General features: G+C 65.4%; 24 protein-coding genes, 1 tRNA gene and 2 pseudogenes. 12 read left to right on the top strand and 15 right to left on the bottom strand.

Annotated elements, in window-relative coordinates:
• Positions 1 to 132 precede the first annotated feature (132 nt).
• Positions 133 to 567 (bottom strand): MarR family winged helix-turn-helix transcriptional regulator, encoded by a 435-nt coding sequence (locus ACZ60G_RS16865; RefSeq protein ID WP_465811016.1) that lies wholly within the window; start codon positions 565 to 567, stop codon positions 133 to 135.
• 86 nt (positions 568 to 653) lie between these two features.
• Here ACZ60G_RS16865 and ACZ60G_RS16860 point away from each other — a divergent pair, with 86 nt between their 5' ends.
• Positions 654 to 1298, top strand: coding sequence for a TIGR03086 family metal-binding protein (locus ACZ60G_RS16860; protein ID WP_465811015.1), 645 nt, complete (start codon positions 654 to 656; stop codon positions 1296 to 1298).
• Between the two features lie 621 nt (positions 1299 to 1919).
• Here ACZ60G_RS16860 and ACZ60G_RS16855 read toward each other — a convergent pair.
• From ACZ60G_RS16855 to ACZ60G_RS16840, 4 genes are all read right to left on the bottom strand, one after another.
• Positions 1920 to 2711, bottom strand: coding sequence for an RluA family pseudouridine synthase (locus ACZ60G_RS16855; RefSeq protein WP_465811014.1), 792 nt, complete (start codon positions 2709 to 2711; stop codon positions 1920 to 1922).
• Positions 2712 to 3171: 460 nt separating this feature from the next.
• Positions 3172 to 4179, bottom strand: coding sequence for an adenylate/guanylate cyclase domain-containing protein (locus ACZ60G_RS16850; protein ID WP_465811013.1), 1008 nt, complete (start codon positions 4177 to 4179; stop codon positions 3172 to 3174).
• A 52-nt stretch (positions 4180 to 4231) separates the two neighbouring features.
• Positions 4232 to 6352, bottom strand: coding sequence for a galactose oxidase-like domain-containing protein (locus tag ACZ60G_RS16845; RefSeq protein WP_465811012.1), 2121 nt, complete (start codon positions 6350 to 6352; stop codon positions 4232 to 4234).
• 282 nt (positions 6353 to 6634) lie between these two features.
• Entirely contained in the window at positions 6635 to 7234 is a 600-nt protein-coding gene (locus tag ACZ60G_RS16840; RefSeq protein WP_433624831.1) for a PadR family transcriptional regulator, read from the bottom strand.
• Between the two features lie 114 nt (positions 7235 to 7348).
• On the opposite strand from ACZ60G_RS16840, the gene ACZ60G_RS16835 reads away from it, so the two are divergent.
• On the top strand, positions 7349 to 7804 hold the full coding sequence (locus ACZ60G_RS16835) for a hypothetical protein (protein ID WP_465811011.1): 456 nt from the start codon (positions 7349 to 7351) through the stop codon (positions 7802 to 7804).
• Positions 7805 to 7862: 58 nt separating this feature from the next.
• On the opposite strand, the gene ACZ60G_RS16830 is transcribed toward ACZ60G_RS16835, so the two are convergent.
• A complete protein-coding gene (locus ACZ60G_RS16830; protein WP_465811010.1) occupies positions 7863 to 8351 on the bottom strand; it encodes a protein-tyrosine phosphatase family protein in 489 nt (162 codons plus the stop codon).
• A gap of 188 nt (positions 8352 to 8539) precedes the next feature.
• On the opposite strand from ACZ60G_RS16830, the gene ACZ60G_RS16825 reads away from it, so the two are divergent.
• The 3 genes from ACZ60G_RS16825 to ACZ60G_RS16815 all read left to right on the top strand — a co-directional run bounded on the left by ACZ60G_RS16825 (position 8540) and on the right by ACZ60G_RS16815 (position 11384).
• Positions 8540 to 9760 carry a cytochrome P450 gene (locus ACZ60G_RS16825; RefSeq protein WP_465811009.1) on the top strand — a complete coding sequence of 407 codons (1221 nt, stop codon included), beginning with the start codon at positions 8540 to 8542 and terminating at the stop codon, positions 9758 to 9760.
• The gene (locus ACZ60G_RS16820) at positions 9757 to 10323 is read left to right on the top strand and encodes a TetR/AcrR family transcriptional regulator (RefSeq protein ID WP_465811008.1); all 567 of its coding nucleotides are present in this window, start codon (positions 9757 to 9759) and stop codon (positions 10321 to 10323) included. The genes ACZ60G_RS16825 and ACZ60G_RS16820 overlap by 4 nt, the downstream gene beginning before the upstream one ends.
• A gap of 77 nt (positions 10324 to 10400) precedes the next feature.
• A complete protein-coding gene (locus tag ACZ60G_RS16815; RefSeq protein ID WP_465811007.1) occupies positions 10401 to 11384 on the top strand; it encodes an aldo/keto reductase in 984 nt (327 codons plus the stop codon).
• On the opposite strand, the gene ACZ60G_RS16810 is transcribed toward ACZ60G_RS16815, so the two are convergent.
• Positions 11348 to 12037: a TetR/AcrR family transcriptional regulator gene (locus ACZ60G_RS16810; protein ID WP_465811006.1), complete on the bottom strand. Its 690-nt coding sequence runs from the start codon at positions 12035 to 12037 to the stop codon at positions 11348 to 11350. The two genes, ACZ60G_RS16815 and ACZ60G_RS16810, sit on opposite strands and share 37 nt — an antisense overlap.
• 243 nt (positions 12038 to 12280) lie before the next feature.
• Here ACZ60G_RS16810 and ACZ60G_RS16805 point away from each other — a divergent pair, with 243 nt between their 5' ends.
• Positions 12281 to 12613, top strand: coding sequence for a hypothetical protein (locus ACZ60G_RS16805; RefSeq protein WP_465811005.1), 333 nt, complete (start codon positions 12281 to 12283; stop codon positions 12611 to 12613).
• 92 nt (positions 12614 to 12705) lie between these two features.
• Positions 12706 to 13224: a hypothetical protein gene (locus ACZ60G_RS16800; protein WP_465811004.1), complete on the top strand. Its 519-nt coding sequence runs from the start codon at positions 12706 to 12708 to the stop codon at positions 13222 to 13224.
• A gap of 277 nt (positions 13225 to 13501) precedes the next feature.
• On the opposite strand, the gene ACZ60G_RS16795 is transcribed toward ACZ60G_RS16800, so the two are convergent.
• Genes ACZ60G_RS16795 through ACZ60G_RS16780 form a run of 4 tightly spaced genes read right to left on the bottom strand, consistent with a single transcriptional unit; the run spans position 13502 to position 15596 of the window.
• Complete coding sequence (locus ACZ60G_RS16795) at positions 13502 to 14236, bottom strand: SDR family oxidoreductase (protein ID WP_465811003.1); 735 nt, start codon at positions 14234 to 14236, stop codon at positions 13502 to 13504.
• 31 nt (positions 14237 to 14267) lie between these two features.
• Positions 14268 to 14888, bottom strand: coding sequence for a TetR/AcrR family transcriptional regulator (locus tag ACZ60G_RS16790; RefSeq protein ID WP_465811002.1), 621 nt, complete (start codon positions 14886 to 14888; stop codon positions 14268 to 14270).
• A gap of 32 nt (positions 14889 to 14920) precedes the next feature.
• Positions 14921 to 15454, bottom strand: a complete 534-nt coding sequence (locus ACZ60G_RS16785) for a nuclear transport factor 2 family protein (protein ID WP_465811001.1) — start codon at positions 15452 to 15454, stop codon at positions 14921 to 14923.
• Position 15455: 1 nt separating this feature from the next.
• Complete coding sequence (locus ACZ60G_RS16780) at positions 15456 to 15596, bottom strand: hypothetical protein (protein WP_465811000.1); 141 nt, start codon at positions 15594 to 15596, stop codon at positions 15456 to 15458.
• Between the two features lie 98 nt (positions 15597 to 15694).
• On the opposite strand from ACZ60G_RS16780, the gene ACZ60G_RS16775 reads away from it, so the two are divergent.
• Positions 15695 to 16306 carry a TetR/AcrR family transcriptional regulator gene (locus tag ACZ60G_RS16775; RefSeq protein ID WP_465810999.1) on the top strand — a complete coding sequence of 204 codons (612 nt, stop codon included), beginning with the start codon at positions 15695 to 15697 and terminating at the stop codon, positions 16304 to 16306.
• A 19-nt stretch (positions 16307 to 16325) separates the two neighbouring features.
• Here ACZ60G_RS16775 and ACZ60G_RS16770 read toward each other — a convergent pair whose 3' ends face one another.
• The gene (locus ACZ60G_RS16770) at positions 16326 to 16541 is read right to left on the bottom strand and encodes a hypothetical protein (protein WP_465810998.1); all 216 of its coding nucleotides are present in this window, start codon (positions 16539 to 16541) and stop codon (positions 16326 to 16328) included.
• On the opposite strand from ACZ60G_RS16770, the gene ACZ60G_RS16765 reads away from it, so the two are divergent.
• Positions 16447 to 17265 (top strand): NADP-dependent oxidoreductase, encoded by an 819-nt coding sequence (locus tag ACZ60G_RS16765; RefSeq protein WP_465811152.1) that lies wholly within the window; start codon positions 16447 to 16449, stop codon positions 17263 to 17265. The genes ACZ60G_RS16770 and ACZ60G_RS16765 overlap by 95 nt on opposite strands.
• Here ACZ60G_RS16765 and ACZ60G_RS16760 read toward each other — a convergent pair.
• The 3 genes and pseudogenes from ACZ60G_RS16760 to ACZ60G_RS16750 all read right to left on the bottom strand — a co-directional run.
• Positions 17227 to 17299: transfer RNA gene (locus ACZ60G_RS16760), tRNA-Arg, on the bottom strand. The two genes, ACZ60G_RS16765 and ACZ60G_RS16760, sit on opposite strands and share 39 nt — an antisense overlap.
• A 679-nt stretch (positions 17300 to 17978) precedes the next feature.
• Positions 17979 to 18791: a DUF1542 domain-containing protein gene (locus ACZ60G_RS16755; RefSeq protein WP_465810997.1), complete on the bottom strand. Its 813-nt coding sequence runs from the start codon at positions 18789 to 18791 to the stop codon at positions 17979 to 17981.
• 116 nt (positions 18792 to 18907) lie between these two features.
• Positions 18908 to 19089: pseudogene (locus ACZ60G_RS16750) on the bottom strand (acyl-CoA dehydrogenase family protein); the annotation flags it as partial.
• Positions 19090 to 19552: 463 nt separating this feature from the next.
• Between ACZ60G_RS16750 and ACZ60G_RS16745 the strand changes: the two are divergent.
• The 3 genes and pseudogenes from ACZ60G_RS16745 to ACZ60G_RS16735 form a co-directional block, all read left to right on the top strand.
• On the top strand, positions 19553 to 20278 hold the full coding sequence (locus tag ACZ60G_RS16745) for a ParA family protein (protein ID WP_465810996.1): 726 nt from the start codon (positions 19553 to 19555) through the stop codon (positions 20276 to 20278).
• Positions 20278 to 21126 (top strand): hypothetical protein, encoded by an 849-nt coding sequence (locus tag ACZ60G_RS16740; RefSeq protein ID WP_465810995.1) that lies wholly within the window; start codon positions 20278 to 20280, stop codon positions 21124 to 21126. The genes ACZ60G_RS16745 and ACZ60G_RS16740 overlap by 1 nt, the downstream gene beginning before the upstream one ends.
• 268 nt (positions 21127 to 21394) lie before the next feature.
• Positions 21395 to 21947, top strand: a pseudogene (locus tag ACZ60G_RS16735) (hypothetical protein); the annotation flags it as partial.

Below are 21947 nucleotides of genomic sequence, written 5' to 3'. Positions count from 1 at the left end.
CATTGCGTCAGAGGGTGCCGGCATCGTGTCCCGGCACGTCTACAGGCTAGATGACCTGCGAGTTACGCGTCGCCATGAGGCTGACCACCGGTAGAAGGCCGCGAGGTCGGAAGTGGTCGCGCGCACACCGGGTCAGCTCGACGGGTCGACGACCGATGCCCACAGTGTCTGCAGTGACCGCAGGAACGATTTGCGATCGGCGGCGGGGAGCTGGGCCAGCAGGCGGTTCTCCTGCTCCTGGATATCGCGTTGTGCCTGGTCGCGGGTGGCCCGACCGGCCGGGGTGAGCGAAATCAGGCGTGCGCGCCGGTCGGCCGGATCGAGGTCGCGCCGGATGAGGCCGCGCTGCTGGAGTTCGTCGAGTGTGCCGATGATGCGCGTCTTGTCCGCGCGGATCTTCTTGGCCAGCGCGGCCTGGGTGTAGACGGGTTCGTCGCCGAGTCCGAGCAGGACCACATAGCCCCACATGGTCAGGCCGTGCCGCTCGAGTATGGGCAGTTCCGCCATGGCGAGGGCGCGGCCGAGCGGCGCGATCATCGCGGCGAGGTCGGGGCGCTTCTCCGGCATGGGTAGAAAATACCGCTTGGCTTATGGTAAGCATGAGCTTACGATAAGCAAATGCTTATCAATTTGGTTATGACGAGAGGACAGCGATGACCACCGATTCCGACACCGCCCCCGGGCTGCAGGCCCTCAAATCACTGGGGACGCAGGTCGATTTGATTGCTCTCAATGCCCAGGCCGTGCGCACCAGCATCGAAGTTGTTTCCCAGCTGACCGCCGCAGATCTGGCCAAGCCGACGCCGTGCGCGGGCTGGACGCTGCACGGGTTGCTGGCGCACATGATCACCCAGCACTACGGTTTCGCGGCCGCCTCCCGCGGCGAGGGCGACTTGTCGCTGTGGCGGCTGCGTCCGCTGGGCGATGACCCGGTCGCGGACTACCGTGCCGCCGCCGAACATGTACTGGCGTCCTTCGCCGAGGATGGCGTGCTCGACCGGACTTTCCCGCTGCCGGAGATCACCAGCGCCTTCGAATTCTCCGGAGCCGAGGCGGTCAGCTTCCACTTCATCGACTACGTCGTGCACTCCTGGGACGTCGCCCGAACCCTCGGCCGCACAGTGCATTTCGACGACGACCTGCTTGCCGTTGCACTATCGGTGGCCGAAGTCGTCCCCGGCGGCCCGGCCCGGCTGGCCCCTGGCTCCGCCTTCGGACCGGTCATCAACTGGGCCGGTGGCTCCGTGCTCGACGAGATCGTCGCCATCCTCGGGCGATCCCCGAGCTGGCCCGAGTAGTGTCGCTCGAGCGTGATCACCGCGCACTAATCATCTTGCCGCGCATGGAGTTCTCTGGTCATTCCGTGCGTGGAGTGTGCGGCGGTGAGCCCGTGGGCAACGTCTCCTCTGCCCGCCCTGGTGATGCCGCCACGCGTAGATCCCTTCTCACGACAGCCGCGACACATCGGCGGCGCCCAGAGCGGAAATGCCGAGGGAAGTGCGCGCAGAAGACGCCACCCACGCGGCCACACCGCCGCGCACGTTCCAGCCCGACGCGCACGGAATATTCCATGCGCGGCAGGCTGAATCACGCACGGGAATCGGGTGTGTTTGCCCTTGCCCACGCCGGAGACCTCGCCGACGGCCCGATCCGCATCGGGCACAAGGCGTGCCCGATCTCGAGTGCGGTATCCCCGTCGACGAGCGCCGAAATTTGCGCGATTTTGGTGCCGTACCTGGGATTGCCAGTCATTCCGTGCGCGGCGCGCGAGAAAGTGAGCAGGGTTGGGGTGGCCCGGAGAGAGCTGGTCCGCGTGGCTGCTGTGCCACATCGGCTCTGGTTGTCGCCGCGCGCGATTTTGGGGTGCTGCATCAGCATCGCCTGGTCATTCCATGTGCGGCGTTTGGGTCGGGTGAGGGCTAATCGGTTGGGGGGAGCGGTGATTGGGCGGTGCGCAGGAGGTTGTCGGCGTGTTGGAGGAGGGCGGCGGGGTCGGGGGTGGGGTGGAGGGGGTGCCAGAAGTCGAGGGTTGGGGTTGCTTGGAGGGTGAGGGTTGGGGGTGTGCGCCAGGGGGCGGCGAGGGCGAGTTGCCAGGAGTGGAGGTAGGTGCGGTCGTAACGGGCGGATCTGTCGAATAGGGGGTCGCCGACGATGGGGTGTCCGATCCAGGCCAGGTGTACGCGGATCTGGTGGCGGCGGCCGGTGATCGGGCGCACTGCGAGCACCGTGTGGGTGTCCGTGCGCAGGACCGTGGTGAACTGGGTTGTCGACGGATAGTTCTTGGTGGCCAAGAGATCCGCGTCATCGACGAACCAGCGACCGGCCTGCGCGCGAATGGATTCGCGGGGCGCGGCGATTCGCACCCGGTTCTTGCGGCCGACACTGAGCGGCAGTTCGATGACGCCGTGATCGGGCAGGCCGGTCGATTCGACGATCGCCAGATACGCCTTCTCGGCCGTCTGTTTGTTGAACTGCCTGGTCAGCTGCCCGTGCGCGCCCAGCTCCTTGGCCAGCAGCACGAGCCCGGAGGTCACCTTGTCGATCCGATGCACCGGATACAGCGTTTCCCCCACCGCGGCCGCCGCCTCGACAATATCGCTGTCGTGCCGCTCCCCGGTTACCGAAATCCCGGCGGGCTTGTTCAGCGCCAGCACCGCCGCGTCCTCCTCGATAACGCAGCTCTTCCGCAACTCGGCCCACTCGAACTCCACCGGACGAGCTTAGGTCGTTCGCCACCGGTGTTTGCCTTTGCGGCGCAGCGGGCGGAGGCGTAGGTGGCGAGCCTAGGTCGTGCGCTACCGGTGTTTGCCGTTGCGGGGCAGCGTGCGGAGGCGCAGGTGGCGAGCTTAGGTCGTGCGCTACTGGTGTTTGCCGTTGCGGGGCAGCGTGTGGAGGCGTAGGTGGTGAGCTCGGGTCGTGCGCTACTGGTGTTTGCCTTTGCGGGGCAGCGTGTGGAGGCGTAGGTGGTGAGCTCGGGTCGTGCGCTACCGGTGTTTGCCTTTGCGGGGCAGCGTGTGGAGGCGTAGGTGGCGAGTTCGGGTCGTGCGCTACCGGTATTCGCCTTTGGCGCCGTGTGGGGACGCAGGCGGCGAGCCTAGGTCGTGCGCCACCGGTGTTTGCCGTTGCGGGGCAGCGGGCGGAGACGCAGGCGGCGAGCTCAGGTCGCGTGCGCTATCTGTACTTGCCGTTGCGCCGCAGGGTGTGGGGCCGCAGGCGGTTGAAGCCACGGACGCGCACGCTGCGCAGATTGCGGATATCGAACTCCGGATTGCCGTCCAGGGCCGCGGCGGCATCGTCATCGACGAGAACGGTGCCGGGGCGGGCGACGCCGGTGAGCCGGGAGGCGATATTGACCACCGAGCCGTACAGGTCGCCGAAGCGTTGCAGCACCGGCCCGTATGCCACGGCGACCCGCAGTTCCGGCGTGCCGCCGACCATCATCGTGCTCTCCTGGATGGCCAGCGCGATGCGGGCCGCATCCGTTGGATCCTCGGCCGCGAACATAACCTCGTCGCCGACATTCTTGATCACCCAGCCGCCGTTCTCGGTGATCGCGGCGGTGGTGGTGGATTCGAATGCCTCCAGCAGCATGGAGAGTTCGTCGGGGTGCAGATGCCTGGTGAGCCGGGTGTAGCCGACCATATCGGCGAAGCCGACCGCCAGCTCGCGCACCGACTCGCCCGCCGTGGTGCCCGGATCGAGGGAACGGGCCAGGGCTGCGGCGAGGTGGCGGCGCCACGCGTAGGTATTGAGCTGTTCGAGCGTGGAGATGGCCGCCTCGGTGGCGTCGCGCGCGATTTCGGCCGGATCGGTGCCGGGCGCGGCCGCCGCCATCCGAGCGCTGATTTCGGCGAGCACCACATCGACCTGCCATTCGGCCAGTCGTGCCATGCCCTGACCGAGGGTGCGTGCGGACGCGGCTTGCTGACGGGAGTCCGCCGAGGCGAGCACATTGAGCGCGCGGAAATTGCGCACCGCTGCGATATCGGCGTCGGCGTAGTCGACGGCGGCATCGTCGAGACCGGCCGGGAAGCCGAGTGCCATCCACAGTCGCTTGGTCAGGTCGGTGGTCGTCCCGGATTCTTCGGCGACCTGGGTCCGGTTATAGCGGCGCCGTCCGTCGAGCAGATACGACTCCACGACCGACTCGACCAGCTCGGATATCTCGGTGGGAACCATGATCGGTACCTTACGGGCCGGGCAGGCGGTCCGGGACTGTGATCGGTCACAATCAGCCCAGGTGCAGCCACTGTCCGATCGACGGCACGCCCTGGTCGTTCACGACGAACACCAGATACCAGCCCGGCGGCGCGAGTGCCGGATTCGACGGCAGTGTGATCGTCACGGAATCTGCTGCGGCGCTGGTGAATTCGAGATCGATCAGGCGTTGCTCGTTATCGGAGGAGTGGGTGCACGCCCCTGGTCGGACGAGATTCACCTCGCGCACGGCCGCAGTGGTAGTCGCGGTAACGGTCGCGCCGTGGGCGACAGTGTCCGTCGTGAGCGTGAGCTGCGGGCGCTCGCCTTGGAAAAGATAAGGCGGCCAATAGGTTTCGATGCGCAATTCCTCGGTCTTGCGCGCCGGATTCGAGCCGGCGGTGATCACCTTGCCGTCGGGGGTGAGCAGTGCGACGGAGTGGTACAGCCGCGGCACCCGGCAGGGCGCGGTGTGCATCCAGGTGCCCATCGCCGGATCGAAGATCTCGGCGTGCGGCGGCGCGTCGTGCGCCATCTCCTCCATACCGGAACCACCGGTGGCCAGCACGGTTCGATCCGGGAGCAGGACCGCGCTCAGATGCATCCTGGCATGATCCATCGGCGGGGCCGGTTGGTATTCCGGTGTCGCCGAGGTCAGTTCGACGATCCTGGTATCGGCCAAAGCCGGTGCGGGACTGTGCATATCGTATCCGCCGCCGCCGAGAATCATGACCCGCTGCTGCTGCGCGGGCGGCAGCAGCACGCTCGCCGACTGATTGCGTGAACCCGGATCGGTGAGACCGGGCACCTCGACAGTTGTGCCGGTCGCTGGATCCCAAATCGACGGCCGCATGCCGTTGTTCGCACCGTACTGGCCGCCGGTGTAGAACAACCTGCCGTCGGCGAGTAGCACGAGATGCCCGTACATCGGGATCGGACCGGGAGATGGCAGCTGGGACCAGGTTTCGGTGCCCGCGTCGAATAGTTCCGGAATAACGGATAGGAAGTTATCGGCACCCAGACCCGACACCGCGACGATATTGCCGTTCGGCAGCGGTGCCAGCGACGGGTACCAGCGGCCGAAAGCCATATTCGGCTTGGTATTCCAGGTCAGCGTCGCCGGATCGAAGATCAGTGCGTCCTTCAGTCCGTAGAACGGGTCGTAGCGTTCGGTGCCGCCCGCCGCGAGCAGCCTGCCGTCCGGCAGGACCGCGTGTCCGACGCAGAACATATCGATCGGGGTTCCGGGTGCGCTCAGACCGGGGCGCGGGTAATGCCAGACGCGCGTGCGGAATTCGTGGGCGTCGTGGCGGTCCGGATCGTTACCGGAACCGGCGAAGAACAGCACGTCACCGGTGTGCAGTAAGGCGGCATGTACGGGGTTGATCTCGGTGCCGAAATCGAGAATGCGCCACAAGCCCATATGCGGTGCGTGCGTCAGATCTGTCTCCAGTTCGAGCACGCGCACATAACCGACATTGACGCCATCCGGTGCGTCGATGGTGAAGACCACCAGTTCCGGAGGTGTGCCGTCGTGCGGCAGTAAAGCCAGTGCCGCGCCTTGGTTTTCGGCGAATCCCCAGTCGGTCTCGGTCCACCCGCTCCAGCCGTCGACCGCGTGCCCGGAACCTTCCAGGCCCCAGCCGATGGTGTACACACCGGCATTCACACCTTCGGGGTTGTCCACCGCGAAGACGATCAGTTCCGGCCTGCCGTCGCCGTCCAGATCCGCGGCCGTGATGCCCGCGCCCTGGTTCTCCCAGCCGTACCAGTCGGGCACCGCCACCCATGGCGTCCATTCGCCGACCGTGCCGTCCGCGGTCAGTCCCTTGGCCAACCGGAACTGTCCGCTGTTCTGGCCCGGCGGATTGTCGACCGCCAAAACGACCAGGGTGAGCTGCCCATCGACGGACGTGAGGCAGATATCGGCACCCTGGTTCTCCCAGCCGTACCAATCCGGCACTGTGATCCATGGCGTCCAGCCGCCGGTCACCGTGCCGTCCTCGGCCAGATCGCGCCCGATCCGGTAGCAGCCCTGGTTCTGGCCGGGTGGATTGTCCACGACGAACACCACGAGATCGGGTCGGCCGTTGCCGCTCAGATCGCCGATCGCGATGCCCGCGCCTTGGTTCTCCCAGCCGTACCAATCCGGCACCGGCAGCCACGGTCCCCAACTCTTCGCCGAGCCGTCGGGGGCAGCCCCATGCCCACCCGATATGACGCGGTGTTCTGACCAGCCGGATTGTCCACCATGAGTGCGACGACATCCAGGGCGCCGTCACCATCGATATCCGCGATCGCGATCCCGCAATCCTGGTTCTGCCATGCGAACCAGTCGGGGACCGGAACGAATTGTCCTGCCACGCAATACATCGTCGCCCCGAACGCGCCATCTCGCGCGTCATATGCCGAAGTTGTCCGATGATGTGGGTTACGGCTACTGGTGCGGCAGAAGGGATTCCCTGGACCAGGTGAGGGTGCCCGCGGCCAGATCGGCGATAACGGCGTCGAGCCAACGCAATTCGGCCTCGGTGACCGTGCGCTGGTACTCGTCCTCCAGCATCACCACCCTGGGCAGCTGCATCGCGGCGGCCTGGTTCGCATCGGCATCCATCTCGGCGAGCTTGGCGCGCACCGACTTTGCCCGCCGCTCCAATTCCGTGCGAGCACCTTCGGGTCCGAGCAGCATCAGGAACGAGAGCGCCGCAGGGAATTCCGGGTATTCGTTGCGAGGTTCGCCGATCATCTCCGCGAGCCAAGTCGCGCAGGCAGCGCGGCCCGCATCGGTGATCTCGTAGACGGTTCGCTCCGGATATTGCTGATCGCGGCCGGTTTCGCGGACCGTGACCAGTCCGGCCTCCTGCAGCCTGCCGATCGTCTTGTACAGCGCGGCGCGCTGGGCGACATTGACGACCTTGTCCTTGCCCCACTCCTTGATCCGCCGCTGGATCGCATAGGGGTGCATCGGTTCCAGATGCAGGATGCCGAGCAGCGCCATCGCCAGGGGAGAGCGCTTGAACTGCGTCGATGCCGTCATGTCGACCATTCTAGTGGTGTCCCGACAACTAGGTTCTCACAAACTAGTTGCAAAGAAACTAGTTTGTGTGCCACTATTGATTCACCAGCAGAAGCCGCCCGAAAGGATCGAAAAATGACCGCCAAGACCGCCGCCCGCATTCATGTCGACCACGAGACCACCAAGCGCCTCGGCAACTGGACCGATGCCAGCACCTTCGAAATCACCGCCCGCTACGGCAGCGTGGTGATCGACCTGCGTTCGCCGCAGATCAGCGGGGAGATCGTTGTCCACGCTGATCTCGACCACGCCATGGTGAAACTGCTCGTCCCGGACGACGCCGTCATCGACCAGACCGAACTGCACTGGACCGGCCGCGGCCGGGTGAAGGATTTCGCACGGCCGCAGGATGCCGCGGGTCGCGTCATCCGGCTCACCGGCACCAGCAACCGCAGCGAATTCCGGGTGCACCGTGCGGGTATCGCCGTGCTGTCGGCAATGTTCTCGCGGGAGTTCTTCGAGGATGCGCGCCGCGCGCATCGCGAAGGCATGCACCCGACCGTTGCCGATCCGGTCAACGCGCCGCGTTGATGCGCATCTGTTGCGGAAACCGCAGTGCCCCGACCGTTAGGTTGGGGCACTTGGTATTTCAGGTTCGGTCTAGGCCGATCATCAGATACTTCACGAAGAACTCGTTGTTCAGCGCGTAGCGGGAACGCCGCTGCCGAATCAGGTCGATGGCGTCATCGACCGAATACCCGAGATCCAGCAGCGTCTGCGCGACAACCAAACCCGAACGGTTGTATCCGTACTGGCAGCGCACCATGACGCTGCGTTCGGCACGAACCGCCGCTGCGGCGATCCTGGCCAATTCGCGCGCCGCCGCCAACTGCTCGGCGTGCAACTCTGCGTCCGGAATCGCGAGGTGATGGTGTTCGACATCGGGTCCCGGCCCGTGCCCCTCGGCCTGGAACAGGCTGATCACCACATCGAATTCGATCCCGACGATCGCGGGCACCCGCGCACCTTCGACGTTTCCGTAATGATGCCCACCCATCCACAGCTGTGGCACGATCTCGTTCCACGGCGCTTGCGCATCCGGTGTCTTCATCCTGGGCGGCCGGTCCCACTGCACCATCGTTGCCTCCCCGCGTTTCGGCCCAGCTTCTACGGTACCGCCGGGCAACGGCCCGGGAACTGCCCCGAAGTCTGGCAATCTTCGAGTGAACGATGACCTATAAGTGGTTCGAAGTGGCGCAGGATTCCCGCTGATCCGATGTAGAACGCGTTCTAGACAGTTGTAGCAATTTGTCTTACGCTCGGATCATGACGACAGAGTTGTCTCACCGACCGCATTTCGAATTGAGATCCGCGGAGACCTGGCGCGACCCGTGGCCGATGTATGCCGAACTGCGCGCGCACGACCCCGTGCATCACGTTGTGCCCCAGGATGATCCGGCGACCGACTACTACGTCCTGTCCCGCTATTCGGATGTGTATGCGGCGGCGCGGGACGTCGCGACCTTCTCGTCGGCGGGCGGTCTGACCGTCGACTACCACGACCTCGGCGAGATCGGGCTGCCCGAACCGCGACCGTTCGTCTTCACCGATCCGCCGGATCACACCACCTTCCGCAGACAGGTCATGAAAGGCTTCACACCGCGGCAGGTGCGTTCGGTCGAACCGCAGGTGCGCGCGTTCGTCGTCGAGCGGTTGGAGCGGCTGCGGGCGGCGGGGGAGGGCGATATCGTCGTCGAACTCTTCAAGCCGCTGCCGAGCATGGTGGTCGCGCATTATCTCGGTGTGCCGGAACCGGATCGGCCGAAATTCGACGAGTGGACCGATCTCATCATGACCGCCTCAGCGGGCGGCAGTCCGCTCGATGCCCAGGAGGCCATCGGCGAATTGATGCAGTACTTCACCCATTTGATCGAACGCCGCCGCGCCGAACCCGCCGACGATACGATCTCGCATCTGGTGGCTTCCGGCCTCGGCGCTGATGGCGACTATGCGGGCATAATCTCGATTCTCGGCTTCGCCTTCACCATGATCACCGGCGGAAACGACACCACCACAGGCAATCTCGGCGGTGCTGTGCAATTGCTGACCGAGCGTCCGGATCAGCGGCGGCTGCTGATCGAGAATCCGGCGCTCATCCCGGATGCGGTCGAGGAGTTCTTGCGGCTCACCTCGCCGGTGCAGGGTTTGGCGCGAACCATGCTGCGCGACGTAGCGATTCACGGCACCACCATCCCGGCCGGACGTCGCGTGCTGCTGCTGTATGCCTCGGCGAACCGGGACGAACGCGAATTCGGATCCAATGCAAGCGAACTCGATGTACGACGGCGGCCCAAACAGATCCTGACCTTCAGCCACGGCAACCATCATTGTCTCGGCGCGGCCGCGGCACGCATGGTCGCGTGCGTCGCGCTGGAGGAACTGCTTGCGCGCTGCCCGGATTTCGTCGTGGACATCGACCGTGTGCGTTATGCCCCCGGCAGTTATGTGCGCTGGCCGGATCGTGTGCCGTTCCGGGTGACCGCATGACCGGAGATTGGTTGCGCCCCAAGCGCGCCGATATCGCGGCCGAGCAAATTCTCGATGCGGCCGCGCAGTTGTTCGTCGAGCGCGGGGTCACGAATACCGGGATGGGCGATGTCGCGAAGGCTGCGGGTTGCTCGCGCGCCACCTTGTATCGATATTTCCCGAACCGCCAAGCGTTGCGAATCGCGTTCGTGCACCGCGAAGCTCGTCGGGTCGGCGCGGCGGTCGCCGAGCGAACTCGCGAGATCACCGATCCGGGTGAGCGCATCGTCGCGGTCATGCTCGCATCGCTGCGCGAGGTCCGTGCCGACCCGACTCTGATCGCGTGGTTCACCGCGGGCGACGCGGGCATTGCCAATGAAATCGGTCAATCCTCCGAGGTCATCGAGGCCATAGCGGCCGGGCTGCTGCCGTCGACGGCCGATCCGGACCGCTCCCGGCTGGCCGGCTGGTTGGCTCGTATCATCATGTCGCTGCTCACCGCGCCCGGTCGTGACGAGGCCGATGAGCGGGTCATGCTGGAGCAGTTCGTCGCGCCGGTCGTCATGGGCGCATTCGCGAACTGACCGAACCTCTTGACTTGGAGCGCTCTCCAGGTCGTAGCGTCGATGACGAGATCGTCGACCAAGGAGGAGAGCCCCGCATGATTCCGACCAGGAAACTCGGCCAGTTGACCGTTGGTGCACAGGGTCTGGGCTGCATGGGTATGAGCCAGGCCTACGGCGTGCGCGATAACGACGACGAATCCATCGCCACCATCCACCGTGCGCTGGATCTGGGCGTGACGCTGCTCGACACCGCAAATGTTTACGGCCCGGAGACCAACGAGCGCCTGGTCGGCAAAGCCATCGCCGACCGCCGCGATCGGGTGGTGCTGGCGACCAAATTCGGCATCGTGTGGGGCGAGGACGGGAGCATGGGCGCCCGTGGCGACGCCGCATACGTCAAGCAGAGCTGTGACGCTTCGCTGGCCCGGCTCGGTGTCGACCACATCGACCTCTACTACCAGCATCGCGTCGATCCGAATGTCCCCATCGAGGAGACCTGGGGCGCGCTGTCCGAGCTGGTGCAGGCAGGCAAGGTGCGCTACCTCGGCATTTCGGAGGCGTCGGCGGCGACCATCCGCGGCGCGCACGCGGTCCATCCGGTGACCGCCCTGCAGAGTGAATGGTCGCTGTGGACAAGGGATATCGAGGCCGAGGTGCTGCCGACCTGTCGTGAGCTCGGCATCGGCATCGTGCCTTTCTCGCCGCTGGGCCGCGGTTTCCTGACCGGCGCGATCACCTCCACCGCCGATCTGCCCGCTGACGATTTGCGCCGCCGTCTACCGCGATTCGCCGGGGACAACCTCGACAGCAATCTCGCCATCGTCGCGGCGCTGCGCGAGCTGGCCGCCGAAAAGGGCATTACCGCAGGACAATTGGCGCTCGCCTGGGTGCAGAGCCGCGGCGACGATGTGGTTCCGATTCCGGGCACCAAGCGTCGGGCCTACCTCGAGGAGAATGTCGCCGCCGCCGAGATCACGCTGACCGCAGACGATCTCGCCCGCATCGATGCCGCTGCCCCCGCCACCGCGTTCGCCGGTGCGCGCTATCCGGAACACCTGGCCAAGGTCGCCGGTCGCTGAACTATTCGGGAGGCAAGCCCATCACCAAACGGACGAGGGTGCGCGGAAAGCCCCTGCAGGCGTTCCGGTGGATAGTGCACGGGATCGCTGACCGCCAGTCTGCCGAGCATCTTGGCAACGGTCAGCAGCGAATTGGCGAGCAGCGCGGCATCCACACCCGCCCAGCGGGGTTCGAGCGCCAAGCCCATGCGCACCAATGCCTCGGCGTGGTCGAGAATGATGGCGCGCGAATTGCGTAGTGCCTCACGGTATTCCCTGGGAGCCCCGCCCGGGGTGGCGAGAATCAGCCGCCACCGGGTGGGATTCTCCAGGGTCATACCGACGAATGCCTCCACGGTCGCCGAGGCGGCCACGACGGGATCGGAGCCGATCAGATCGGTCGGCATGGCCGCGACGACCTGGTCCAATCCGCGCTCGCGCTCGCGTTCCAGCAGCGCGGCGACCAACTCCGCGCGCGTGCGGAAAACGGTGTATAGAACTGGCTTTCCGACGCCGGCCTCCTGGGCCACCGCCTCCATGCTCAGTTCCGGCAATTCGGTGTGGTGCAGCACTGCGAAGGCGGCATCGAGCACCTGGACGCGCCGTTGTTCGGGCGGTAGGCGCGGTGCATAGCGCCGCTTCGGTCGGTTCGACGCGGTTCGCGATGTCGCCACTACCGCCTCACCTCCACCGGTTCATAGTGGCAGATCTTGTAACTTATGTGGAATCGGTTCGACCGCACGACTTTCGGCGTCGAGAACATACGTTCCTGTTGTATTCGGCGGGGGAAATTGCTACGGTTGCGTTGTATTTGCTGCGACAGTGCGCGGTGGCGGGGCGCCAACGACGGTAGCTGCACCCGACCTGTATGGATCGAGCATCAGAAGATCTGGTACACGACGGAACGAGGCAAGTCGATGAGGCCGACGCCGACCGCGATCGGATACCTTCGTCAAGACGTGTCGGGCGATGCGATGGACTGGGACATTGCCCAGATCCGCAAGCTGGCAACGCGATACGGATATGACCTCGCCGAGATCGTGCGGCTGGAGGGCGCGGGTACGCATATTCTCGCGGCATTGCGCGAGGTCATCCGCAAGACGGACGCGGAAGCGGTGATCATGCCGAATCTCGCGCATTTGGACGATCGACCGGAAGAACTTGTGCGGGCGTGTGACGTTATCACCGTCAACCCGAACAATACCTATGCCCGACGTGCATATCCCGGGGAATGCGTGTGGGCTGATTAGCCTGCGTCGCACGCGCCGTCTACTATCTTCGCGTTTGCTTGTCGTCAGCTGCTCCATCAGATCAGTTCGATCAAAAGGAGAAGGTATTCGTCATGGCAATTTCCCGGAAGATCGCCACAGCTTCGATCGCAGTCGCCGCACTCGCCGCCGCATTGGTCGGCGCCCAGCAGGCCGCGGCCGATCCGATTACCGGCGGCTGCTCCGGCGGCCAATTCAGTTACAACACAAGCCCGCTCGGGATGTCGGTCGCGCCGACCACGGCCACCTGGAACGGCAATCTCACCGGTTGCACGGGCGCACCCGCGTCCGAGGCGACGGTCAGCGGCACCTTCAGTGGAACCGGTAGCTGCAACGGTGCCGACGGTCAGGTCGACGGCAAGGTCAACTGGTCCAACGGCGCGGTCAGCCGGATCAGCGGGCCGTGGCATGTGCCGGGCGGTGTCGCCAGGTCGATGTCCAACACGGTGACCATTACCGATGGCCCCGGCGCGGGTGGCCATCTGGTGGTCGAACAAGGTCCGATCGGCAATGCCATGGCAATGGCGGGGGCGTGCCTCGCGGGCGACCTCCGCAATGCCGACGTGCCGATCCTCTCGGCGCGTTTCAACTGAACCGATGAACAAATAACGGGTACCGGGCGCGCGCCCGGTACCCGTTTTCCGGTGGGGACGAATTCCGGTCTTCACATGGCACGCCGACCGGTCGAACCGCCTTCAGCACAGCCTTCCGTCAGCGCTTCGACGCCAGCCCCCGCGACATCGGTCAGGGTTGAGCAGGACAATTCGGAGCTCGTGCCTCGCCAGCCCCTCCGACGGCTACGCTGCGGACTGCTCGGCTGGTTCGATGCGGCGAACGTTCGTCATGTCTGCCTCCGAAGAGTTCGTCGGGTCAGCGTGACCGCAGCCAGTCCCGGAAGTGCGTGGGGGCGAGGTGGGCACCTTCGGGTGCGGTGAGCACATCGCCTTTGACCGCGGCGAACAGGCCGGCCGTCTCGTCGGTGACGACGCGGCGGTCGTCGCCGGTCACCTCCAGTGTGATGCGGCCCAGTTCGTCGAGCGGGAAGACTTCGGGGCCGCCGATATTGCGTGTGCCCCGCAGCGGAGCACCTGCGGCGACCTCGGCGACAGCGGCCGCGACCTCGGCGGAGCTGATGGGCTGAATCGGAGTGGCAGGCAGGCGCACGATATCACCGTCGGTGGTCCAGTCCAGCGACGCCACCACGAATTCCATGAACTGCGTCGCGCGCACGATCGAGTACGGGATCGGGCCGGCCTCGACCAGGTCCTCCTGCAGGGTCTTGGCCCGGTAGTAGACGAGGTCGGGCACCTGGTCGACGCCGACGATCGACAGCGTCACGATGTGCCGGACACCTGCGGCCTGCGCGGCGGCCAAGAGATGGGGCACCGTGGTGCGGAAGAAGTCGAGGGAGGCCTCGTCGAAGGTCGGCGAATTGGCCACGTCGACGACGACCTCGGCGCCGCGCAGCGCTTCATCGAGTCCGTCGCCGGTGAGGAGGTCGATCCCGGTCGAGCGCGAGTGTCCGGTTGCGTCGTGTCCGGCCGCGGTGAGCTTCTGTACCACCTGGGAGCCGATGAGTCCGGTGCCGATGACTGCGATTTTCATGAGATGTCCTTCCAGTAGAAGTCGGCCTCTGTCACGAGTCTTTCGCCTGTTCGATCCCGGGGCGGATAGCCCCGTAGAGCACTGTGTCGACGGTCGTCCGCAGCAGATCGGCCGCACTGCAGTCGAGTTCGCGTGGTAACTGCGAGTTCAGCAGCCGCTCCACCGCGCCGCGGGTGATCTCGCCCAGCAGTTCCGGCGGCGCCGACAGCAGTCCCCGCCGGTGCCCATCCCGGAACAGCTCGTCGAGCCGCTGGTAGACCACCGCGTCGATCCGCTGTTCCACGTGTCGGCGCAGCACCGCATCGCCCCTTCCGGTGGCCAGTTGGGAGGCGCCGATCCGCCCGAGCTCGCTGCAAGCCGCGAGCAGGAACCGCTGCACTTGCGCGCCGAACGGCTTGCCTTCGGTATCCTCGGCCGCCGTTACGAGCGTGCGCTCCACTGCCGCGAACTGCCGGTCCAGCACCGCGGTCATCAGGCTGTGCTTGTCCGGGAAGTGGCGATAGATCGTCTTCTTGCTCATCCCGAGCTCACGGGCGAGCTCGTCCATGCTCACCCGCCCGGTGCCCGGCGCGAGGAACAGTCGACTGGCCGCGTCGACGATCGCCTCGGCACGGCGTCTGTCGGAAACTGAGGAAACTACTTCGGTTTCCATAGTTTCCATGCTCCGCCGCCGTTTGCGTGCTGTCAAGACACGGTTCGGTAGGAGGGGTCGGTGGTGTCGCGGGTGCCCTGGAGGTAGCCCTGATCGGTGAAGAACGGTGATTGCAGCACCCTGGCGTCGGCGGTGCACATGACCTCGACGGTGGAGCGTCGTAATGCGATGCGCCAGTGACCGTTTCGGCGTTCTAGCCGGTCGAGGTAGCGGCCGCTGACGAGTTGCGCGGTGCGGCCGTCGACGCCGAGTAAGACGACGACGGAATAACTTTCGCAGTGTGCGACGTCGCCGTCGATGTCGCAGGTGTGGGTGGTGATGTTGTGGGTGTGCGTCTGTGAGGTGGCGGCGTGGACGGCGTTGGCCCAGCCCGCGTAGTCGATGCCGGTGTTGGTGGTGTTGCCGTGTTCGTCGATGGCGTCGGGGTGGTAGGTGCTGCCGAGTAGCTCGGCGTCGTGTCGATCGCAGCCGCGGGCGTGGCGGGCGATGCAGTCGAGGATTTCCGTCCGGTCTTCGAGGTAGCGGATGCGCCGCCGCAGGTCCGCGATCTCGGATTCCGCTCCCATGTCAGACGACCGCTTCGATGCGGGCGAGGGTGCGGTGCACGAGTCGCCGCGAGGTCGGCTCGATCGTGACGGCGTGGTGCGGCAATCCGCCTCCGATGATCTCGGCGCCGCACGGTTTCGCTGCGTGGATGGTGGCAGTCACGATGGTCCTTCCTTGTTGTTCAGTCGTACAAGAATAGAATATTTCACAAATGAGAGGTAGATTCTCTCGTAGAGATGCTCGGTGCCGGTGGAGGTGTGATGGCTACGCAGCGGGGAGTGGGCTCGCGGAGCTCGCAGACCCGTACGGAGATCGTGCGGGCGGCCGGCGAGCTCATGCTCGACCACGGCTATGTGGCCGTGACCTATCGGGGCGTCGCGAGCCGGGCCACTGTGGCGCCGGGGCTGGTGCAGTACTACTTCCCGACGCCGGAGGAGTTGTTCATCGCGGTCCTGACTCGGTGGACAGACCACACGGTGGATCGTCTGGCCGCGGTCGGCGAATCCGGCCGGCCCCTGCGGGAGATCTGGGAGTACGCGAACGATAAGGGCGGCACGGCAATGCTGCTGGAATTCATGGCGCTGGCCAACCATCGCAAGGGCATCGGTCCGGTGATCGGTGCGGGTGGTGAGCGCGTCCGGCAGACTCTGCTCGCGATCCTCGAGCGGACGGTGTGGCGATATCGCCTGTCCGGCACCGAGATCCCACCCGCGGCGCTGCTGTTCCTGATGTCCGCGATCCCGCGGATGGCGCATCTCGAGGAGACCTTCGGCACCTACACCGGTCATGCCGAATCGATCGCGCTGGTCGAGAGATTCCTCGACGAAGTCGAACCCCGCACCGCACCAGAAAACGGATCGGAGCAGCCGTGACGCTCATGAAGGCCATCGCTCAGCGCAGCCTGGGTGGTCCGGAGGTGCTGCGAACCATCGAGGTGCCGCGTCCGTCGCCGCGGCCGGGGGAGGTGGTGGTGCGCCTACGGGCGACCGCGGTCAATCCAGTGGACTGGAAGTTGCGGTCCGGGCAGGTGACCCATTTGGGTCCGCCGCCGTTCACGCTCGGATTCGACGTGTCCGGCACAGTGACCGAGATCGGCCCGGATGTCACCGGATTCCGGCCTGGCGACGAGGTTTTCGGCATGATCTTCAGCCGCACCGGCGCCTATAGCGAATACGTCGTTGCCCGCGCCGACTCGCTGGCGCCGCTGCCATCCGGCCTCGACGTCGTGCAGGCGGCTGCCTTACCGACCGCCGGGCTGACTGCTTGGCAGGCACTGGAATTGGCCGAACTGCACGCTGGTGAGCGAATCCTGATCCACGCCGCAGCTGGCGGAGTCGGGCATCTGGCCGTGCAGTTCGCCGCGTTGCGTGGCGCCCGAGTGATCGGCACCGCTCGTGTCGTCAACCATGACTTCGTGGCCGCGCTCGGCGCAGACGCGGTAATCGATTACACGACAGTCGATTTCACTACCGCCATGCGTGATGTGGACGTTGTGCTCGATTTGGTCGGCGGCGATTACGGCACACGCTCGCTGCAGGTGCTCGGACCCCGCGGTCGATACATCGCCGCCCAGGACTCCGACGCCACAGGCGATCCCCGCAGCCGACAGGTAACCGGACGCCCATCGCCCACTGACCTGGCCGCGATCGCCCGGTTTGCTGCCGACGGCCGGATTCGCGTGCACGTCGATCGCGTCATGTCGCTGGCCGACGTCGCCGTCGCCCATCGACTAGCCGAATCGGGCCGCATCCGAGGCAAACTCGTCCTCACACCCTGGCCTCGAGATTTCTTGTGCCCTCGGCAGGATTCGAACCTGCGACACCCGCTTTAGGAGAGCGGTGCTCTATCCCCTGAGCTACGAGGGCTGAACTGGTGGTGCTGGGGGCACCGGGTGGGACGAGGGGAGTCTACCGGGTCGAGGGCGGGTGGGTTGCATTGATTTGGTCGGGGGCGTGATAGGTCGAGATCGGTTCGGGGGTTGACCACGGCCGGACAGCTGTCTGAGACTGTTGTTGCGCTCGGTCCTGTCCTGTCGGGTTGGCAGGCATGCAATGACGCAAGCTGCTCCTGAGGCCCCGTCGATCTGACGCGGCTCGGGAAGTGCGCTGAGCGTTCGACTCCGGAGATGTCGACCCCGCGGTCGCCTCTGGTGCGGAGCCGACCTCCGCCAGGCGTCGGCCCCTGGCGTGAGGTCGGCTTCTGCCACCCGTCGGGTTTCCCGCTCGTGCAGGGTGCGCCGGGTTCGATGCAGGAAGCTCTCGACCGGGATATCCGCGGTGGTCATCGTCATTGCCCCCAACATGCTCCAATCCATCGACCGAGGCCTCATTGCCGTGCCAGAAACCCGGGCCAAGAACCTCGACTGTCTCAGGCAATGAAATTGGCGGTCAAGGGCTGTGCTCGGGACGGGCTATCCCAGTCGCAACAACGTGCGCTCTGGGCGCTGAGCCGCATCGGCCTGTGCTCACGTGGGCAACTCCACTCGTATCGGCCCGCAGCTCAGGCAGACCGTCGGAACCCGACCCCGCCGCACAGGCCGGGCCGTCAGAACCCGCCGTCGAACCCGCCCCCATCGAACCCGCCCCCATCGAACCCCCCACCGTCGAAACCGCCACCCGAGTCGTACCCGCCTTGATCGTCGGAGTACCCGCCCTGATCGCCCGAGTCGTAGCCCTGATCCCCACCCGCCGTATCGAGCGCGTCCTGATACCCCTCGCCGTAACCACTTTCGAACCCCTGCACGTCATACCCGACGCCGGACATTCCGGAGAACAGCGAGGAGAACAGCAGCGCCGACCCCAAACCCCAAGCGCCGCCGATCAATGCGGGCCGCCACCACGGCTCGGAGTACCAGCCCGCGGGTACCGGCCGCCCGGCGACGCGTCCGCCCGGATAATAATTCGGCGTTTCCGCGGAGGGATTCGGCGAAGCGGCGACGTTGCGGCCCTCGTATTCGACGACCCGCTTCTCGGTGACCCGCCCGGCGGTGTCCTGACCGTCCAGCGCCGGAATCACCGGGCCCGGATCCATCAACATCGCGATGCGCGCCGCGCGGATGTAGTACATGCCCTCGACCGCGGTCTGCTTCGCCAGCCGTGCTTGGGCGGGCGTGCGGGCTTGCTCGATCTGGGAGCCTGCCGCGATATGCCGCTCCGAGGCGTCGGCGAGTGCCTGCTCAGCCGCCTCGTTGCTGCCGGTGAGGTTGTAGACCTGACCTGCGAGTCGCTCGATCATCTGCCTGGCGTCGGCGGCCGCGTCGTCGAACTCCCGTGCCGCGCGCTGTTTGCTCTGTTGCGTCTGATAGATGACGTAGGCCGCCGCGAGCAGGATGACAACGCCGATCAGTACCCACAGCATCGCTCGCGCCCCTTTCGTCATCGTTCCAGGTCGCCCCGAGTTTACTGGGGGCTTGCTGAGACTCGGCTGAGCTTCGCGGCGGGCCGAGACCCGCCGTGTCCATTGTCCGGCGACTGCCGGGCGATGACCAGACGTCGGATCTGGTTGGTGCCCTCGAAGATCTGCACGATTTCGACCTCGGGCGCTCCACCGGGAAGTCCTGGGTGTAGCCGTAGCCGCCGAACACCGGCACCGCATCGGTGGCGACCTTCATAGCGGCATCGGTAGCGATCAGTTTCGCGATACTCGCCTGGCGAGCTCGGAGCGCTGGATGCGATCGAAAGTCCTTGTCCCGCAACGCCTATCATATTTCCTGAGGACCCCGGTGGCCCGACAGCGCCGCGCGGCCGCATCGGATCCGGCACTCGCTTCGGGAAATGTTGTATGCGCCGATGGTTTCGCCCGATCCGCGTCGTGCGGAAAGGTTCCGGTCTTCTCGGATTCGACCACGCATGGCTCGAGCGCCTTGTCGGCGATATCGCGAGTGAGCTCGCTCAGGTCGCAGGCCCCGGCATGGGGGCATCGGGTCGACATTTCACCTATGCGCCCGGTTGGCGACAGGGTGGTCGGGTGTGTCCAATTGGACACAGCTTTGCCGCCCAAATCGGGCACAGCGCTCGCGCGCGAGGAAATGGCAGGTCCGCAATCAGTGGAAATTGAACTCCGCTGTGCGAAACTTGGCCCCGCCACAGCTGACCATCCTCACCCTCGGAGGACTGTCCATGAAGAATTCTGTTGCGCCACTGGAAATACCCGAACCGCTGGTTATAACGCTCGGAAATCTCAAAGGCGGCGTCGGCAAGACGACATCAGCGTTTTTCTTGGCTTCATATTTCGCGCAGGTCCACGAATTGCGTGTGCTCGTCATCGACGCCGACCCGCTCAGTCAGACCGGATATTCCTGGTATCGGCGGCTGCTCAGGGGTGGGATCGAGGTGCCGTTCAAGCTGATCGCCTTCCCGTCCCGGCACGTCGACGACTGCATTACCGACAATGCCGGGAAATTCGATGTGATCATCGTCGATGCCGGTGGCGAGTCGGCCGAGATATTCAAGGCCGCGATACCGCAGAGCGATGAGCTGATTCTGTTGACCAGCGTCAGCCCATCGGAGGTCAAGCGGGTGCCGAGTACCTATAAGGCCGCCGAGGAGGCCGCGGTGGATAGCGGCCGCGAGATCCGGGTGCGGGTATTGATGACCAAGGTGCCGGTGACGATGAAGAACGGCGTGAACGTCTCGACCGAATACCGCACGCAGCGCGGAAATCTGGAGGATGCCGGCTACGACGTATTCGAATCCTATTTGAGCGCGTGGAAGTGGTACCGGGAGGCGGCCGACGGGGAGGTCGGGGAGGGCGCCGAGAATCCGATCATGGATCTCGGTGAGTACCGGCAGGTCGGCGAGGAGTTGGTGAGTCCGTACCGGGTCGCGGTGGAGGTGCCCGCCTGATGCCTCCGCAGCGTAGAAAGGGTTCCATCGGTAAGGGCTCGATCGGCGGCGCGAACCCGTTGGCGGATAGTGCCGAGCACACGCCGCCGGTATCCCCGCTGCGGGATGCCGAGTGGCGAACGGGTCCGCTGAGCGCGGCGTCGCTGGAGGTGATCGCGCCGGCAGTCGAGGCGAATGTATTGACGATGCCGCTGCCCACGCCGAACGAAACCGCATTGGACGGGCCGCTCGACGATCGTGAACAGGCCCAGTTGACGGCCTGCGAATCCTCGATCGACGGCCTGCGGGTCGCCTTCTGGTCGGCCGGGCGCGCGCTGCAGATCGTGCGCGACGGTCGGCTCTACCGGGATCGGCACGCGAGCTTCGACGATTACGTGGAGCAGCGCTGGGATATGCAGCGGTCGTACGCGCACAAGTTGATTCGGGCCTGGCCGCTCGCCGCCAAATTGCATCCGGTCGCCCCCGCAATCAACGAGGGACAGGTTCGCGAACTGCTGCCGGTCGCCGCCCAGCACGGCGAAGATGCGGCGGTCACCGTGTACACCACGATCGCCGGTGTCGACGATGTGAAGGTCACCGCGGGCAAACTCCGCGAGGCCGTCGCGCTGCTGCCCGAGCGGTTCGACAAGGCCGAGGTGGTCGAATTGCTGCAGGCCTGGCTGCGCGGGGAGTTGCGGGACCGATCGAGTGAGCGGGCCGTCGATCTGTTCGCCGCGGTGGAATCGCGGTTCGCGGCGCTGACGCGACGAGTTGTCAAGGGCTCGAACAATGATCCGGCGGCGGCGCGCGAATTCGCCGCGAAACTGCGAACTCTCGCCGAACAGATCGAAGAACAGATCATCGCCTGAGCCATTTCGATGCCGGAATGTCCCGCTGCGGAAGAGATTCTGCTGCGGGGCATTTCATTTTAGTTATGCTTTTGTTATCGTCAATGCGCGTGTCGTGTCGCATAATTGGCGCGGGTTGCGCGAAACATGGCGCACGGATCCGCTGGACTAAAGATCACCGTGATGGTTTTCGAATTCATTCGAGGTCTTGGTGAAGTCCTGAACGCCAATGCAGTTCGGCGTCGACGGACAGCCAGGAACTTCGATACGAGCATCGGAGGACCGGATCATGGCATCAACTACGGAGGGTCGATATTCTCGTTTCCTGCGGCGCGCGCTCCCATGGGCCGTCGGCGCGGGAGTCGTCGCAGGCGCGGCCATCGTCGCGACACTGCTCGCAGGAGGTCAGGCGTCAGCGCAACCGCTGACCATTCCGGGTATCGGGACATTTGAAGTCCCGAACCAGATTTCGATTCCGGGCATCGAGGTTCCGGCGGATGGGCCGACATTGCCCACTCCGATTCCCGCGGTAGCGGATTCCGTCGCACCTTCGGAAATCGCGCCAGCTGAAGTTCCGGGGAAGGAATTTTCGGCGGTTCCCGGTGCGGAACTCGAGGTGCCCCTCGGGGTTCCGAGTAATGAACTTTCGATTCCACCGACGATTCCAGGGGCGAAGTTCACCGCGCCCCTCGCGTTTTTGAATATCGAGCGTTCGGCACTTCCATTGATTTCCACGATTGAGGTTGCTCCTTCGTGTGCCGTGCCTGTCGCGATACAGGGCAAGGAACTGTCGGCGCCGTTGACTGCGCCGGGTCTCGCGCTCGCGGTGCCCCTGCGGGGTT

It is taken from the genome of Nocardia sp. NPDC102475, assembly GCF_055584605.1.
This window is presented reverse-complemented; position numbering and strand designations above follow the sequence as displayed.